At 35.1% G+C, this 17,751-nt stretch carries 9 protein-coding genes; 1 reads left to right on the top strand and 8 read right to left on the bottom strand.

The genetic code is table 11. The features are described 5' to 3' along the window. Positions 1–2,388: 2,388 nt before the first annotated feature. From ACFIKX_RS04985 to ACFIKX_RS04970, 4 genes are all read right to left on the bottom strand, one after another. A complete protein-coding gene (locus tag ACFIKX_RS04985; RefSeq protein WP_375613131.1) occupies positions 2,389–3,177 on the bottom strand; it encodes an ABC-2 family transporter protein in 789 nt (262 codons plus the stop codon). Continuing rightward, on the bottom strand, positions 3,161–3,985 hold the full coding sequence (locus tag ACFIKX_RS04980; protein WP_375629019.1) for an ABC-2 family transporter protein: 825 nt from the start codon (positions 3,983–3,985) through the stop codon (positions 3,161–3,163). The genes ACFIKX_RS04985 and ACFIKX_RS04980 overlap by 17 nt, the downstream gene beginning before the upstream one ends. Next, positions 3,960–4,979 carry an ATP-binding cassette domain-containing protein gene (locus ACFIKX_RS04975; protein ID WP_375629017.1) on the bottom strand — a complete coding sequence of 340 codons (1,020 nt, stop codon included), beginning with the start codon at positions 4,977–4,979 and terminating at the stop codon, positions 3,960–3,962. Before ACFIKX_RS04975 ends, ACFIKX_RS04980 begins: the two co-directional genes overlap by 26 nt. 795 nt (positions 4,980–5,774) lie before the next feature. Continuing rightward, positions 5,775–6,758 (bottom strand): RluA family pseudouridine synthase, encoded by a 984-nt coding sequence (locus ACFIKX_RS04970; RefSeq protein ID WP_375629015.1) that lies wholly within the window; start codon positions 6,756–6,758, stop codon positions 5,775–5,777. Between the two features lie 206 nt (positions 6,759–6,964). On the opposite strand from ACFIKX_RS04970, the gene ACFIKX_RS04965 reads away from it, so the two are divergent. Continuing rightward, complete coding sequence (locus ACFIKX_RS04965) at positions 6,965–8,746, top strand: glucan ABC transporter ATP-binding protein/ permease (protein WP_375629013.1); 1,782 nt, start codon at positions 6,965–6,967, stop codon at positions 8,744–8,746. 1,238 nt (positions 8,747–9,984) lie between these two features. Here the strand turns inward: ACFIKX_RS04965 and alaS are convergent. The 4 genes from alaS to ACFIKX_RS04945 form a co-directional block, all read right to left on the bottom strand. Next, on the bottom strand, positions 9,985–12,651 hold the full coding sequence (alaS, locus tag ACFIKX_RS04960; RefSeq protein WP_375629012.1) for an alanine--tRNA ligase: 2,667 nt from the start codon (positions 12,649–12,651) through the stop codon (positions 9,985–9,987). 204 nt (positions 12,652–12,855) lie between these two features. Beyond that, positions 12,856–13,899: a recombinase RecA gene (gene recA, locus ACFIKX_RS04955; protein WP_273791424.1), complete on the bottom strand. Its 1,044-nt coding sequence runs from the start codon at positions 13,897–13,899 to the stop codon at positions 12,856–12,858. Positions 13,900–14,867: 968 nt separating this feature from the next. Then, positions 14,868–16,193, bottom strand: a complete 1,326-nt coding sequence (locus ACFIKX_RS04950) for a replication-associated recombination protein A (RefSeq protein ID WP_375613137.1) — start codon at positions 16,191–16,193, stop codon at positions 14,868–14,870. A 9-nt stretch (positions 16,194–16,202) separates the two neighbouring features. Continuing rightward, on the bottom strand, positions 16,203–17,597 hold the full coding sequence (locus ACFIKX_RS04945; RefSeq protein ID WP_375611486.1) for a DegQ family serine endoprotease: 1,395 nt from the start codon (positions 17,595–17,597) through the stop codon (positions 16,203–16,205). Between the last annotated feature and the right edge of the window lie 154 nt (positions 17,598–17,751).

The raw sequence follows: 17,751 nt of genomic DNA, 5'->3' as shown, positions 1-17,751 counted from the left end.
AATATTTAGTAAAATAAATTTTCTTTACCGCCCCCTCTAAATAGAAAACATTCCGTTATCTATCGATAAAGTATATTTATCTTCTGATAATAAAAATATAATACAAAATTTAATTAATAATTTTATTTTAATTGTTATTTTTATATTATATTACACTTACAATATATCCGTTACATGTTTATTTAATAATTGTCAATTATTTTATTTGTACTTTACATTATGTAGTTTAATGATAAAAATATATTAAAATAAAATTATTTTATTGTTTTTATTATAAATTTAGCTTTATTATCATAAATATTATTATGATTTTATAATATATAAAAATATCAATATGTTGTTTTTTAGTTACACATAATATTTTTATTTTTTTGTATAATATAGTAAAATAAATAGTTTTATAAAATAATTTTTCCTTAGGATAGATTGAGAAAAAATATTTGCCCCAGCTACAATTAGCGTAAGCACCAGCTTAACTCTTTGATTAAAAAAGCTAAATTAGGTAAGATAAGGGATAACTTTGGTGAATGCGCCAAATCTAATGCCATAAGCTATTACACATTTCAACGATTTCACAGCCATGCGTTTCTACAAGAACGTGGAATAATTTTAATAAAGTTCATTGTCTTCCACAATTATAAATTTCTAACATTAATATAATTCCACGACTTTAAGATAAAATAGAGAAATAAAAATGAATACACCTTCTTTCTAACCAAGATAAAATGATTAAAAATATAAATCATAAAAAATTTAATAATGTCCAATAAAAGCATTTTTGCAAATATTTGTAAGACGCATCGCTATACTTATTCAGTTTATCAAAATGATAATCTAGAATAGCCGTAAAATGATGTGATCATATATTTTTTGAGTTAATACGAAAAATTTATGGATATTCAAATCAGCTCATGCCCCTTTTCATCTTAGAAAAGATATCAATCACGAAAATTAACATAGATATATATTTTGGAAAAAAATTTAAATAACGTTGATATGGATAGATTATTTGCTAGCAAACAATCTTCTCTATTAAATCAGAGTGTTCACTACTGTGATATTGTAATCTCAATCACGACAACACTTCAATAACAGACTAAAATATAGATTCACTATAAGCTTAAAATAAAAATTTTGGAATTGATCATACATACAATGAATGAACCGTAAAATACAAAAGTAATCATAACACTAGAAAATGAAAAAGCTTATCACTCTTGTTCACTATTCCTTCCTCTCTCATTTTTTCTGTGTTATTTTTAAAGTCTTGTAAAAGATATGAATTACATGCAAAAAAATTTAGCCCTTTGTAATCTCTACGCCATCAATCACATTAGTTTTATTAATGATAAGCAATAACATCTATATAGCTCTAAGTTTAGAGAGCAACACCAGATTAAAGTATCATTTTTATTTATTGTAAAGAGGATGTAAAACTCCATTTTTCTCTTATCATTGTTAATGAAAAATTGAAAAATGAGCTTATTAATATTAAAAAATAGAAAATAATTTTTTACAAAATAATATCTTATTTAATTACTTTTTAAAATAATATAAATATATTATATTTATATTGTATATGTTTAATTAAATAATAATATTTATAATAACACTAAAATATTACATAATAATTATCTTTATATTAAATAAAATCATAACATAAAATAAGAAATTTACAATAAAATTAAGTATAATTCCCTTAATTAACCATTACAACAAAGAAATATATTTAATTATGTTATTGAACTCAGTTGCGTTGCCATCGTTTTTTCCCGCTTTGCTTAGTGGATCCTTTTATTTCCAAGCAATTATTAACTGAATTTTGACTGCTCAGCATGCTGAAAAATCTCTATGTGATTGTTGTCTTGATAATTGCTATCATGTTGTTTGGCGAAGCTCTTAGCTTTCTATCGGACAACTTAAAAGCTTTATTCTGTCAATGTTCTTATTGTTTAAGCAAAAACTCCTCCACGTAATAATATATTGAATGCACCAACAAAATCCGCACGAATAACCACATTCTGCACATATAAAAATTACCCATCTTTGACAATTTTTTAGCACTATAAACGCAACAAAAATAAATTTTGCTCGGAGAAGAAAGCACTACTAATATTGTACACCATCTTACCATTGGCTTGTGTCATCAAGCAGCCATCTAAACTCAAACTAATCTAAAACCAAGAAATTTAACTCTCTGATTTTTATTGTAAATTCTTTGCTCATAGCTATAGAAATACAACCGATTTTATGCATGAATATGTCTAATAAAAAATCCTCATATGTAAATTTTACATGACTTATACCGCCAGCATAAATAACGATATTTTACAGTACGATAGAATTTTTACTCAATTTTTTATTTTTATAATCATGATGACTTTTATATTATCCCCCTAATCCATTAAATTTACGCATTGTTTTCTTATAACTTATGAAAGTCATGACCATGGAAAGAAAAGCGCTCAACAGAAGATATCCAATATTCCATTCGCCTTTACCAAGCAACAATGACACAGGCAAGGAAGCAGAAAAAGCCATGGGAAGCATAAACAAAAGCCATTTTACGATGCTTAAAGGATAAATTCCTATTGGCACAAATGAAAGCTCATAAATCATTTCATGAAAATATTCGACAGGCATCTTACGGCTAATAATAAATGTTATAAAATTGAACATCAGAAAAAAACAAATATTGACAATAAAAACACAAAATATTGCAACAACAAAAGAGATCCATCTTAGCTTAAGATCAGAAATATTCGGTAATGATACAAATAAATAGGCACTAACATAAAGGACAAAGAGCTTGATCAAATTAAGAGGTTTACACCAACCAAACAACATCAACAACCAAATTGAAACGGGCTTTATCAAGTATGGTTCAATTTTACCATCCGCTACTTTTTCAAAAAACGTTTCAATAGAATTAATAAAAATATTCAAAAATATTCCAAGTAAAACAAAGACAACAAAGATAAAATGGATTTCATCTCTGCTATAGTTACCGATCTTTCCTGAAAAAGAAGATACTCTATCAATAAATATGAATTGAATAAAATAATAGCATAGAGAAAGAATAAACTCCCCAGCCAAATTCTTACCATAAACAATCTGTCGGCGGATATTCAGACTGATAAAATGAAGGATGATTTTCATCTCAACCACCTGCTCCATTATATGCTTTCATCCCTTTATTCCAAGCGATATAAATTAAGAATAAAAAACACAAAATATAAGTAAAACTTCCGAAAATAAACTGCTGAAACAACGCTAAATTTTGCGTCGCGAAAAACTCGGCAGGAGCGGATATCATGAAACGATAAGGATTAAATTGCATAAGCGGAATAAGCCACACCGGCCAAAAAGATGGTGGTAAAAGAACACCCCCAAGAAGCGCTGAACTAAGAATACTAAAAGAGAGTAATATATTGTACTCAATCACCCAAAAGCTTAATAAAGCAATTCCAAAAGAGATTAAAAAACAAAGCAATTGTGATAGAATAACAACCAGAAAAAAGAACAGAAAAGCGATGACCAATCCCAGAATATTTTCATAGGATAAAACAAGCTTAACAATAAAAAGAGCCAATAATGGGATGCTATATAATACACTCTCCCCTAAAAAAGTAAAAAGCATTTGTGTCATATAACTAAAGGGCTTTGTAAGATATACTTCTAATTGGCCTTCTTTAACATGATGAGAGAAAAACTTAATCACATTATAACCATTATTTAAGCGACCTAGGACTAAAGCAAAAGCATAATAATACATCATATCATAAAAGCTAAAGCCATTTATGGTGTTGCCCGTATCAGAGAAAAGTGCATTCCATAATAGAAGTTGAATAACAAATGGCGAAAGTGTCCCAATGATAATATCGGTAAAAAACATTGCTCTATCACTTAGAACAGTGAGTAATCCATTCTTGGCAAAAAGAAACATACCAAAGCAGTGGTTAGATAAATTCTTTAAATTTAACACGGAGCATCTCTTCAAGCGAGGGAGTGGATACAGAGAACGTACAGTTCAATTTGGTTGTAATTTCGCGTACAAAACGCGCAAAATCCTCACGGGGCAGCGAAACCTCCAGCGAGCATTCTTCAGCGTTAAAGTGCTTATCTTTTAAAGAAGTAGATAATTTCAACGCAATCTCATCAATTTTTTCTACAACAGCTGAAGGTACAGCCATGTGTTCACAAAAAAACGTTATTCTCACCAAAGAAGGGATGACATTTTTAAGCGCGTGAAGATTACCATGAAACTGTTTCTTTCCTTTATGCAAGAGAATAATATCATCAACGTATCCATCAATATCTCCCATATCATGACTTGTGATGATATATCCAGTGCCACGCTCCTTTTTCAGTTTTTTAAGAAGCTCCCTGATTTCATGCTTAGATGTAATATCAAGACCAATACTTGGCTCATCGAGAAACAACAGTTTAGGTCTAAAGGAGAGATTAAATGCCAATTCACTTTTCACTCTCTCACCCAGACTAAGCATCCGCACTGGCTTATCCATAATATGCTCAAGGCCCAGTAACTCAGCGATCTCTTTAAGATCACGGGTAAAAGAGGCGCGTTCAAGACCATATAATGGTTGAACCATATCCAAACTGTAGCGTAAGGGCAAATCCCACCATAAACAATTCTTGTGACCAAAGACCACACCCAAAGACTTGAACAGATTTTTCTTCGCTTTATAAGGATCAACACCAAGGACTTTAACACATCCCTCATCAGCGTATTGTATACCAGAAAGTATTTTAATCAGTGTCGATTTACCCGCTCCGTTAGGGCCAAGAATTGCTAACGATTGCCCTGAAAAGAGGGTGAAACTCATGTCTTTTAACACATGATGATTTGTATAAACCGGCTTGAAGAGAGAAAAGACCTTGTTTTTAAAACCAATTCCTCTGTCAATGTTGCGATATATTTTTGAGACGTTATTAACGTCAATCAATAATGATCCCATCAGTCACTCCTAATTTCAACTTATCCCCCCTTTGAATGTTTCCATAATAAATATCTGTTTTTGTTCACTAGAAAAAACAAAAGTGTTCAAGCCCTCCTTAGAGCAATAAAACGCGCCTGACGTTTTATCTCCAATTTTTTGTCTAGATATTTTTTCAATGTGATGAGTTCACTTCAATGAAGCATTAAGATACTAAAAACTTATTTCTTCTTTTATGAAAGATAATCTTTTGGATAAACTAAGTAAGTAGAAAAATAATTGGTCATTGAAAGGAGAGCTTTGCTAAGAAGGCTTCATTGTGTAAGCAAAGATACAAAGCATAAATCTATACTATAAGCATATCAAACCACATTGATAACAAAACAAAAATCCTTGACAACAGGAATTTTTTGAGAGGCTACTTTCCCTCAGCATTACTATAAAATGCCTCCATTATTCCCCATGAAAAAACTAAAATTGCTTTCACTATTTTAGTAAATATCTTTCAGATTTTATCTAACTCATCTCCCTCAACAGACACGCCTCCCCAATATATGACCTCTGTAGATAATTCAAAGGAGCAGCTTCATAAACTCAGATTATTAAACGATACATCATATCCAAAATAACAATACAATCAATATGGATAAAGAGCTGTAGAAAGAAAGCCATGATATTCGAAAATTTCATCACTCAAAAACACAATTTTCTCATAGCTATTGACTTATCAAAAACTTTCTTCAAATGATGCCCTATTCATCTTATCAAATTTATAGATAAAATTTGTATCAATCAAAAAGAACAAATGAAGTTTGTTTAGTCGGTTTCAGCATCACTCTCATTAAAAGATAAAAGATTAAAACTTTGGACCATATGAGGTGGTAAAGGTGCAACAATGTCCAATATTCCTCCTGAAGGATGCGGAATACGAATACGACGTGCATGAAGATGAAGACGATTTTGAATTCCTCCTGATAATGTCCAATTACTATCAGAAAAAAAATACTTTGTATCGCCAATGATAGGATGATCCATATGGGCTGCATGCACACGAAGCTGATGTGTTCTCCCTGTATAGGGTTCCATTTCAAGCCACGAAAGAGCCCGCCCTCGCGTATCTAAAACGCGATAGTAAGAAACCGCATGATGTGAATCTGGCTCCCCATGTTCACAAACACGCATTTTGTCACCTTGTGCAGTCATTTCCTTAACCATCCACGTTGAAATTTTGTCCTGCTTTTTTTTAGGCACGCCCCGAACCAACGCCCAATAAGTCTTTTTTGTTTCTCGCGCTCTAAAAGCAGCAGTTAAGGACTGAGCAGCTCCCCTTGATCGCGCAACAATAAGCACACCCGACGTCTCACGATCAAGACGATGAACCAAACGCGGCTTTTCACCTTTTTTATTGCGCCATACCTCAAGCATACTATCCATATGACGTGTTAAACCAGAGCCTCCTTGTACAGCCAACCCAGCTGGTTTATTAAAAACAAATACCTTTGGATCTTCATAAAGCAGCATTTTTTTCAAAACGGTCCCATCATCCTGCCCACGAAGTGTTTTATCCGTTATTGAAAGACTCTCCTTGTCATTAATAGGGAGAGGTGGAATACGAACAGCTTGCCCTATACAAAGACGCGTATCGGCTTTAACACGTCCACTATCAACCCGTATCTGACCAGAACGCAACAATTTTTGCAAAGCTCCAAAACCAAGTCCTGGATAATGCACTTTAAACCAGCGATCTAAGCGCATTCCATTTTCATCTGCCTCAACTTTTTTTATTTCTATGCCTGCCATGAAAATTCCCTTACCTGATAATTTTATTGATCTATTTTTGCGCCTTTATAAACACAAAAATTCATATTTTAGTTGGTTTTATCACACCATATTACAGTTAGTATCCAAAATTTCCTTTTCTTAACGTCCAAATTTTATTAGCTAAAAACTAAGCGTTGTAAAAATCAACAGCCTTTACGCTTAATAGCGAATGGAGATAATTAACCGTGTCCTTATTCAAAACCTATGCACGTGTTCTCACTTACCTAAATAGAGAAAAAAATGCATCCCTTTTAATCTGTACCGCTAATGTTATATTAGCTATTATCACTATTGCAGAACCTATTTTATTTGGACAAGTTATTGATTCTATTACAGACAAAACAGCTATCATCCCTACTCTTGCCATTTGGGTTTGTTTTGGACTTTCACATATTATTGCTTATGTCCTTGTTGCTCGCGGTGCTGACCGCTTAGCCCATAGACGCCGCTTAACGGTTTTAACGGAATCTTTCGAACGTATCATTGCCATGCCTTTAATTTGGCATCAACAACGTGGAACTTCCAACGCACTCCATACACTTTTGCGCGCAATAGATTCCATGTCAACCATATGGCTTGATTTTATGCGCCAACACCTCTCAACGCTTGTCGCCTTATTGGTTCTCATCCCCATAGCGTTTAATATGAATTGGCGTCTTTCAATAGTCTTGGTTGTGCTTGCCATCATTTATGTATTAATTGCACGTTTAGTGATGCGAAAAACAAAAGACGGACAAGCCGCTGTAGAATGCTATCATCATAACCTTTTTAAGCATGTCAGTGATTCAATCTCTAATGTTTCCATTGTACAAAGTTATAACCGAATAAAAGAAGAAACTTCCATACTGCATCAACATACAAATGCTCTTCTTAAAGCACAAAATCCTGTTCTCAATTGGTGGGCGCTCGCCAGTGGCTTAAATCGAATGGCTTCAACAATTTCAATCGTTTGTGTTCTTCTCCTTGGAGCTTTTTTTGTTGCAAAAGATCAATTACGAGTAGGTGAAGTCGTTGCTTTTGTTGGATTTGCACAACTCATGATTAGCCGCCTAGACCAAATGAGCAATTTTATTAATTGTGCAATATCCTCACAAGCAAAACTGCAAGAATTTTTTGAAATGGAAGACTCAACCTTTCATATCAACGAACCACAAAATCTTCCTTCCCTCCAAAATGTTAAAGGCGCCATACAATTTCATCACGTGACCTATCAATTCCCAAATTCTTCTCAAGGTGTTTTTGATATTTCCTTTGAGGTTAAAGCAGGACAAACTGTTGCGATTGTAGGACCAACAGGGGCTGGAAAAACAACATTGATCAATCTGTTGCAGCGCGTATACGACCCTACCCTTGGGCATATCTCCATTGATGGAATAAATATATGCTCAATCAATCGCGAATCTTTACGCAAATCTCTAGCAACAGTATTTCAAGACTCGGGTCTTTTCAACCGTACTATTCATGACAATATTTCAATAGGAAAAGCGAGCGCAACGAATGAAGAACTTTATGAAGCAGCAAAAATAGCAGAAGCTCACGATTTTATTCTAAAAAAAGCTGATTGTTATAACACAATGGTGGGCGAACGAGGATCTCAATTATCAGGTGGAGAAAAACAGCGACTAGCAATTGCACGCGCTGTTTTAAAAAATGCCCCTATTCTCATTCTAGATGAAGCAACAAGCGCTCTTGATGTTGAAACAGAGGCACGTGTCAAAGATGCTCTCGATTGCATAAGCCATAACCGCACTACTTTTATTATAGCACATCGCCTCTCAACAGTACGCAATGCTGATGTGATACTCTTTCTGGATCATGGTCACTTAATGGAAAAAGGAAACTTTCAAGAATTGATCGATAAAGGGGGACGTTTCTCTAATTTTTTAAAGGCAAGTGGTTTAACAATCAAACCACCAGAAAGAGAAGGAGAAAATGTTATCCCCTTACATGAAGCCATAGCATCATAAAATTAATACTCTTTTTCAAGCCAAAAAATCCTCCTCAAGATAACAAGAGTGCTTATATGATACAAGTAAAAAGATTTCTAAAAATGCCACAATCCATTTTAGGTATTTAAGAAAAATATTAAAACAGTTTAGTATTTTCTCTGCTATTGCAATTTTACTAGATTAGAACAAAAATATTTTCCTATATCTGTGCATATTGACGAGTATACATTCTCATTTAGGGAAAATGTAAAGGTAAAAACAATTTCCAGTTTTACCGTCTTCTTTTAACTCAGCTTTACGAATTTCAAAACGAACTAAAGTAATATCTTTTAAATAATGAATATTATGTATTGCGTTGCACTTTTGTTTATCACTTTCTTTATAGTCCTCTCATAAAGAACAGAACATCCTTGTTTTGCACATTCATATAACTTTTTTTAAGAAACATTTCTCAATGCTCTTAAGCCCATTTCACAACGACATTCGTGAGTGGTTTTGATTAATTTAACATACACAGAATTTGAAATAATAAAACCCTACGAATATTCGTAGCTCTTATTCAAAAGATAAAACGATAAATTATCATTATAATTCAATATATTAAAGCAATTTCATCATAAATAAATTAGATGTTAATCTAAATATTTAGATTTATGTTATATTCCTTTGATTTATATTGATAATTCATTACTTTATAACTTAAAATAAAGATTTATAAAGATAGGAGAATATTCCTTTCAAGACCTTTTAATAATAAACCAAAAAACTGTTTTCTTGTACATAACAAGCAAAATGAAAATAATAGCTCTAAGATACAACAACTCTTTTATAAGCCTTTTCAAGGAAAGAAATTTTATTCATTTGAATAACTAATCGAATAATGATAGCTTATAACTTTATAAGGATAATCGTATGCAATAAATCTTGTATTTTTCCTTTCATAAAAAGAGATGTTTCTTCAAAAAATCTATAAGAGCAACACAATAACTAGTCTTCCTAGTAAAAGAATACACAGTAAAGCATGAAGTGCTGCATAATCTATCTTATCTTAAAAAGGTGACTCCTGAAACGCTTGGAAGCTATAAAGCCAAATGATAAAGTGGTGATAAAGACAAACACTGTCTTTATCTTTACAATTGTATTTTCCCCAATTACGCTGTATCTGCATTTCAGAAATACACCAGACAGATATTCATGATACATAGATGCCAACCAAATATAACAATGTAAAAAACACCTATGCAGAATGATTTAATTTAATTTTTTTCAAGAAAATCTTTTAGTGCCGCAAATGCCTCATCAGCTTTGTTCCCCTCAGGACCACCAGCCTGCGCCATATCAGGACGGCCACCTCCACCTTTACCACCAAGCATCGCTGAAAGAATACGAACGAGATCTACAGCATTTAATTTATCCGTTAAATCATCCGTAACACCGACAACAGCACTCCCTTTTCCATCCTCCGAGACACTAATAAAAGCAACCACTCCAGATCCAATTTGTTTTTTCTCAGAATCGACGAGCGCCTTAAGATCCCGTGGTAAAATATTTTTAACAACGCGTCCGGTAAAAGAAAGCCCATTGATGATGGTAATATCACCTTGGCTCCTTTCTGTTACTCCACCACTCAACATCATTTTCTTGCGTACATCATTCAATTCTTTTTCAAGTTTACGACGATCATCAAGCAAAATTCGCACCCGTTCTTCCACACCAGCAGAAGAAGTTTTTAAAAGATCAGCGATTTCATGAATACGTTCATCTTGGCGGCTAAGATAAAGACGTGCTTCTTTGCCTGTTAAAGCTTCAATACGCCGCACTCCAGCTGAAACAGAACTTTCAGAAACAATATGAATTAAACCAATATCACCTGTTCGCTCCACATGTGTCCCTCCACAAAGCTCAATTGACCAACGCTTTTTTAATCTTTCCTGTTCAAGTGGCTCCCCCATAGAAACAACGCGAACTTCATCACCATATTTTTCACCAAACAATGCCATGGCTCCTTCAGAAATGGCCTCATCTACAGCCATGAGGCGCGTTATTACTTTACTATTTTGCAAAATAATCTCATTGGCTAAATCTTCTATTTTTTTCAACTCTTTTGGTGAAACGGATTTTGGATGGGAAAAATCAAAACGCAACCGATCTGGCGATACAAGAGAACCCTTTTGTGTAACATGGTCCCCCAATGTTTGGCGTAAAGCTTCGTGTAACAAATGAGTAGCAGAGTGATTCGCACGAATTTTCTTACGACGAACAATATCAACCGTTAATTCTACACAATCAGACCTCGATGCCTGACCAGATTTCACCTCCCCAATATGGATAAAAACACCATCACCCTTTCTTTGGGTATCATGCACCTTAAAAATAAAATTTTTACCAGAAATGATACCGCTATCACCAATTTGCCCACCAGATTCACCATAAAAAGGTGTCTGATTAACAACAAGCATAGCTTTCTGATCTGAAGAAATATGATCAACAATTTTACCATCACATACAAGAGCTGTAAGAATACCTTTCGCTGTCTCAGTTTCATAACCTAAAAACTCTGTGGCCCCCACTTGATCACGAACAGAAAACCAGATTTTCTCTGTTCCAGCTTCTCCAGAACCAGACCAATTGGCACGTGCCTCCTCTTTTTGGCGTTCCATCGCTTTATCAAAAGCACCAACGTCAACAGATATTCCGCGACGACGAAGAACATCTTGCGTCAAATCAAGCGGAAAACCATAGGTATCATAGAGCTTGAAAGCAACTTCACCATTCAAATAGTCCCCTTCTTTAAGATCGGTACTTGCTTCGTTCAACAAACCAAGTCCTCGTTCAAGCGTTTTACGAAAACGTATTTCTTCTAACCTTAAAGTTTCTGAAATCAAAGATTCAGCACGTGTCAACTCAGGATAAGCTTGTCCCATTTCGCGAATTAAAGCAGGTAAAAGTCGCCACATTAAGGGCTCTTTAGCACCAAGAAGATGCGCATGACGCATAGCACGACGCATAATACGACGTAAAACATATCCTCTTCCTTCATTAGAAGGAAGCACACCATCAGCAATCAAAAATGCAGATGAGCGAAGATGATCAGCAATGACACGATGGCTGGCAATAAAATCACCCTTTGCCTCAATCCCTGTAATTTCTTCTGATGCAGCAATTAATGCACGAAAAAGATCAATATCATAATTATCATGAACGCCCTGTAAAACAGCAGCAATACGCTCTAATCCCATACCGGTATCAATAGAAGGGTGAGGTAAGTTAACACGTTCTTCCTTGGAAACTTGCTCATACTGCATAAAAACAAGATTCCAAATCTCAATAAAGCGATCCCCATCTTCATTAGCACTTCCAGGAGGACCGCCCCATATTTCATCACCATGATCATAAAAAATCTCCGAACAAGGACCACAAGGGCCTGTTTCTCCCATCGACCAAAAATTATCAGCCGTCGCAATACGAACAATTTTTTCATCTGGAAGACCTGAAATTTTACGCCACAGTTCAGCAGCAACATCATCACTCTGATAAACTGTCACCAACAATTTATCTTTTGGCAGGCAAAATTCCTTTGTTAAAAGATTCCATGATAAAAAAATAGCTTCTTCTTTGAAATAATCACCGAAAGAAAAATTACCCAGCATTTCAAAAAATGTATGATGGCGCGCCGTATAACCAACATTATCAAGATCATTATGCTTTCCACCTGCACGAACACATTTTTGTGCCGTTGTTGCCTGCGTATAAGAAGGTTGTTCAAGTCCAGTAAAAACATTTTTAAACTGCACCATCCCTGCATTTGTAAACATAAGTGTAGGATCATTCCGCGGAACAAGCGGACTAGAAGAAAGAACTTTATGCCCATTACGATGAAAATAATCCAAAAATGTTGACCGAATATTATTAACACTATTCATGTTGACACCTGCTCAATACAGCACAAAACCATAAAAGAAAAATCCCCCCTCATTAAATCCTCTTCGCCACGCATGGAGTCAATTTAATCAAAAATGGAATATTTGTTTTAAAAAATTGAGAAAAAAATGACTGCGTATTTAAAAACTCAAACAAAAAAACAGAAAAATCTTAAAGAAAAAAAAATTATAGACGACCCCCCCCCATCAAATGGCTTCATCACTTTCTATATTTTCTGACCCTGCATTTTCTAACAATTCAATCGCAATCAAACCAGCATTTTGGCGCAAAGCTGCTTCAATCTCTGTAGCTATTTCCACATGTTCACGTAAAAACTGCTTTGCATTCTCACGCCCCTGCCCTAAACGCTGAGAATTATAAGAAAACCATGCACCAGATTTTTCAACAACACCAACCTTGACACCCAAATCAATCAATTCACCTACTTTGGAAATACCTTCACCATAAATAATATCAAACTCAACCTGTTTGAATGGAGGTGCCAATTTATTTTTCACCACTTTAACGCGCGTCTGATTACCAACGATTGAATCCCTATCTTTAATGGATCCAATGCGACGAATATCTAAACGAACAGAAGCATAAAACTTTAAAGCGTTTCCACCCGTTGTCGTTTCAGGAGAACCAAACATCACACCAATTTTCATGCGAATTTGATTAATAAAAACAACCATACAGTTAGAGCGAAAAATTGCTGCGGTTAATTTTCGTAACGCTTTACTCATTAACCGAGCTTGCAATCCGGGCAAAGCATCACCCATTTCACCGTCAATTTCTGCTCGCGGTGTTAAAGCTGCGACAGAATCCACAACAAGCACATCAACGGCACCAGAACGAACCAACGTTTCTGTAATTTCCAATGCCTGTTCACCGGTATCTGGCTGAGAAATGAACAAGTTTTCTAAATCAACACCAAGCTTACGCGCATAAATAGGATCAAGCGCATGCTCTGCATCAATAAAAGCACAAATCCCACCACCTTTCTGTGCCTCAGCAATAGCATGGAGAGCCAATGTTGTTTTCCCAGAACTTTCTGGTCCATAAATCTCAACAATACGCCCCTTCGGTAATCCACCAATCCCTAAAGCAATATCCAAGGATAACGACCCTGTTGGAATTGTTTCAATTTCAACAACCTGCTCTTTTTGCCCAAGACGCATAATCGAGCCTTTACCAAAAGAACGTTCAATTTGTGAGAGAGCAGCATCGAGAGCTTTTGTTTTATCCACGATTATATCCTTGACCGAATTCATAATAACCTAAAACTTTAGTGTATACTGTACTTTTAATTTAACTAAAGGCTTGAGTTTAGAGTTTCACAGACTATTTCCATTCCTATCTCCACATTATGTCCATAAACATTCATGACCATCACAATAAAGAATTGGCATTGCTTATCTTATGACACATAATAAACTCCAATAAAGTAATATCTCTATGGGAGCATAGTTAACATATTTATATCTCTCTAGAAAAGGAACAATTTAATTTTAAACACAATGTTCTACAACCCTTCTGCTTATCCCTTTGATTAAATACTTGAGAGACTAAGAATTCTCCCGCTATTGATCACACAAAAAACGCATCATCAATCAACCTCATACCCTATTGCATCGAAGAACAAAACGCTATTGTGTTGCATATTCATGCACTTGATTTAAGAAACATCTCTCAAAACTTCCAAGCTCATTTTGTGACAACACCTATGAATGTGGTATACTGCAAAACCCTTTAGGCACCACCATCTTTACTCTATAGAAGGAGCAAGCCGGCACCATCACACTATTTATCATCCTCCAATATTGCAACAGCTCTCGGCACTTGAGACAATTCATAGGAGGGATTTTTAGTCCTTTCTTGTACAGTTTTTATCACACGCTAATCCTGCTTGTAACATGCAAGCGAATAACTTGATTGCTTCAACAAATAACAGACTTGGGATGAGAGAAATTTACGGTATTTGAAACTTTCATTCAACTTACGAAACAGTTAATTATCATTATAAGTCAATATATTATTTAATAAAACCAAAAAAAATAAAGCAGCTTAAAAGTTGAATGATATATTTAAATTTGAAAAAATATGCACTTTTGAAGATATCAAAAAAATCTCTACAAGCAATGCAATAAATTGTTTAAAATATAAGCTAAATTTCTCATACAATAACATAAGAGATCAATAAAAAACGTATTTCAACTCAAATTTTATTTTGATCTTTACGTTTTTTGCGCAACTGTTGCCACCACTCAAGACGTTTCACAATTTCACGCTCAAAACCACGCTCAACTGGTTTATAATAACTCTGACGTCCAAGTTTTTCGGGAAAATATTCTTGTCCTGAAAAAGCATCTGGTTCATCATGGTCATAACAATAACCACTTCCATACCCTTCTTCCTTCATAAATTTCGTAGGAGCATTAAGAATATGCTTAGGAGGTGGTAAAGAGCCATTTTTGCGTGCACAACGCAGTGCTGCTTTATACGCAAGATATGCTGCATTTGACTTTGGCGCAGTTGCAACATAAAGACATGCTTGCGCCAAGGCCAACTCTCCTTCTGGTGATCCTAAATAATCATAGGCATCTTTTGCTGCATTACAAATGACAAGAGCTTGAGGATCCGCCAAACCAATATCTTCAACGGCCATACGAACCAATCTTCGCCCAATATAGAGAGGATCTTCACCAGCATCCAACATACGTGCCAAATAATAAAGCGCAGCATCAGGATCAGATCCACGAACGGATTTATGCAACGCTGAAATGAGATTATAATGCCCATCTCGTCCTTTATCATAAATAGGCGCACGACGCTGAATAACTTTTTGCAAAGCAACAACATCAAGAATCTCTCCCAATGGCGCAATAGACCAAACTTCCTCTGCCAATGTTAACGCAACCCGCGCATCACCATCAGACATCTCTATCAAAACGTCTCTGGCATCATTATCCAAGGGAAGAGTTTTTCCCTCCACTTCTTCAGCACGCCTCAAAAGCATGTCCAAACTTTCATGATCATGAGAAAGAAATGTTAAAACACGTGCACGCGAAAGAAGGGCAGCATTCAGTTCAAAAGAAGGATTTTCGGTTGTTGCACCTATAAGTACCACAGTACCCTCTTCCATCACAGAAAGAAAACTATCCTGCTGTGCACGATTAAACCGATGAATTTCATCAACAAAGAGAAGTGTTTTATCCCCAGATATAAAACGCCTCTGCGCAACTTCAAAAATCTTTTTAAGTTCAGAAACTCCTGTAAAAATAGCAGAAACCTGTTCAAACGCGAAATTTGTTTCAAGGGCTAACAAACGTGCAACGGTCGTTTTTCCCGTCCCTGGAGGTCCCCAAAAAATCATCGATCCAATTGAGCCTGTTGCCGCCATACGTGAAAGCAAACCATCCTCTCCAATCAAATGCTTTTGTCCCACAACATCATTGAGAGAACAAGGGCGCATTCTTTCTGCAAGTGGCTGATTTTTATTAACTTGAAAATCAAACGACGAAGTAAAAAAATCTTTCTTCAAAAAAAAACCTCAACGAATAAATTGGCGAATATACATACCATCACGTTCATATTCCAATTGCCACATATTTGAGCGACCTTGCATAAGAACCTTTTTCAACTGATGAACTGTTTGAATTTTATGGCCATTTACAACACGTAGAATATCTCCTGACTGAAAAATTCCAGCTGCATTGCTCATTTCCTCAAGATTGGTAATCACAACCCCTTTTGCAGATATAGGAAGATGAAAACGTCGACTATTTTGCGGTGTTAAATCTAACACCTCAGCACCAGCAAGAGGACTGTCACCCGTAATTTTTTCAGATTTTAAAAATGCAGTTTCTGATATTGATGAAACTGTTATTTGTGTTTTTAAAGTTTTTCCACTTCGTAAATATTCCAAGGCAAGACTATGCTCAACGTCAGCTGTCATCAAACGATAACCAAGACTATCTGGACTGTCAACGCGTACCCCCTGCACACTCAAAATAACATCACCTACTTTCAATCCAGCTTTTTCAGCAGGACTATCTTTGATAACTTCAACAATAAGAGCACCATAGGGACGTTCTAAACCTAAACCACCAGCAATATCAGCTGTAACATTTTGAAAAGAAGCCCCAATATAAGGCGGCACAAAATATTTTCCACCGCGTTTAACAGTATCAAGCATCACTTTTACAAGATTAACTGGAATAGCAAAACCAATCCCTACAGAACCACCGGAACGCGAATAGATAGCCGTATTAATTCCGATTAACTGACCTTTCATATCAATTAAAGCGCCACCAGAATTCCCTGGATTAATGGCTGCGTCTGTTTGAATAAAAAAGTCAAAATCAGAAATCCCAACACGTGTACGCGCTTGCGCTGAAACAATACCACTTGTAACTGTTTGACCAACACCAAAGGGATTACCAATAGCAAGAACAAGATCACCAACTTCAACAGTATCAGAATTTCCCAAAGAAAGAGCCGGAAATTGAGCATCTTTTTCCTTAACTTCAAGAATTGCAATATCAGTTGCTTCATCTTTGAGCACGACCTTACTCTCAAACTCCCGTCCATCAGAAAAAGCCACTTTAATTTCGCTTGCATCTTTAATGACGTGGTAATTTGTAACGATCAAACCACGTGCATCAACAATCACCCCTGATCCTAATGACGATTGCTTACGAACAGGAAATTTATTTTGAAAACGACCAAAAAATTGCTCAAAAAATGGATCGCCTTCAAAAGGTGATCGAGCTCTAATTTGTCGAGCTGCATAAATATTTACAACAGATGGAACTGTCTTTTTAACTAAAGGAGCAAATGAAAGGGTGATTTCTGTTTGTGTTTGAGGAACATGAGCATATACATGATCAAATGATATCTGCATCATAATTGCAAAAAAAATCCGCACCCAAAAAGAATACCTCATAATCCACTCCTTATAAAATCAGCACATTCTGTTGAAGATTAATAGAATAAAAAAACGTATCCCCGCAAATTAAGGACCTCTATTAATATTTCATAATAGAGAATAAAAACAACCTATTTGAACAATAAATATTATAAAAATAAGATAATTCAAT

It is taken from the genome of Bartonella sp. CM86QHHN (assembly GCF_042194695.1).
Taxonomy (GTDB): domain Bacteria; phylum Pseudomonadota; class Alphaproteobacteria; order Rhizobiales; family Rhizobiaceae; genus Bartonella.
Note: the sequence above shows the minus strand (reverse complement) of the source record. Positions and strands in the feature narration are given on the sequence as shown.

Bases quoted from the DNA above. Each gene is read 5' to 3' on its own strand.
- ACFIKX_RS04985 (WP_375613131.1), bottom strand. From the start codon at position 3,177: ATGGAGCAGGTGGTTGAGATGAAAATCATCCTTCATTTTATCAGTCTG.
- ACFIKX_RS04975 (WP_375629017.1), bottom strand. From the start codon at position 4,979: ATGGGATCATTATTGATTGACGTTAATAACGTCTCAAAAATATATCGC.
- ACFIKX_RS04970 (WP_375629015.1), bottom strand. From the start codon at position 6,758: ATGGCAGGCATAGAAATAAAAAAAGTTGAGGCAGATGAAAATGGAATG.
- alaS (WP_375629012.1), bottom strand. From the start codon at position 12,651: ATGAATAGTGTTAATAATATTCGGTCAACATTTTTGGATTATTTTCAT.
- ACFIKX_RS04945 (WP_375611486.1), bottom strand. From the start codon at position 17,597: ATGAGGTATTCTTTTTGGGTGCGGATTTTTTTTGCAATTATGATGCAG.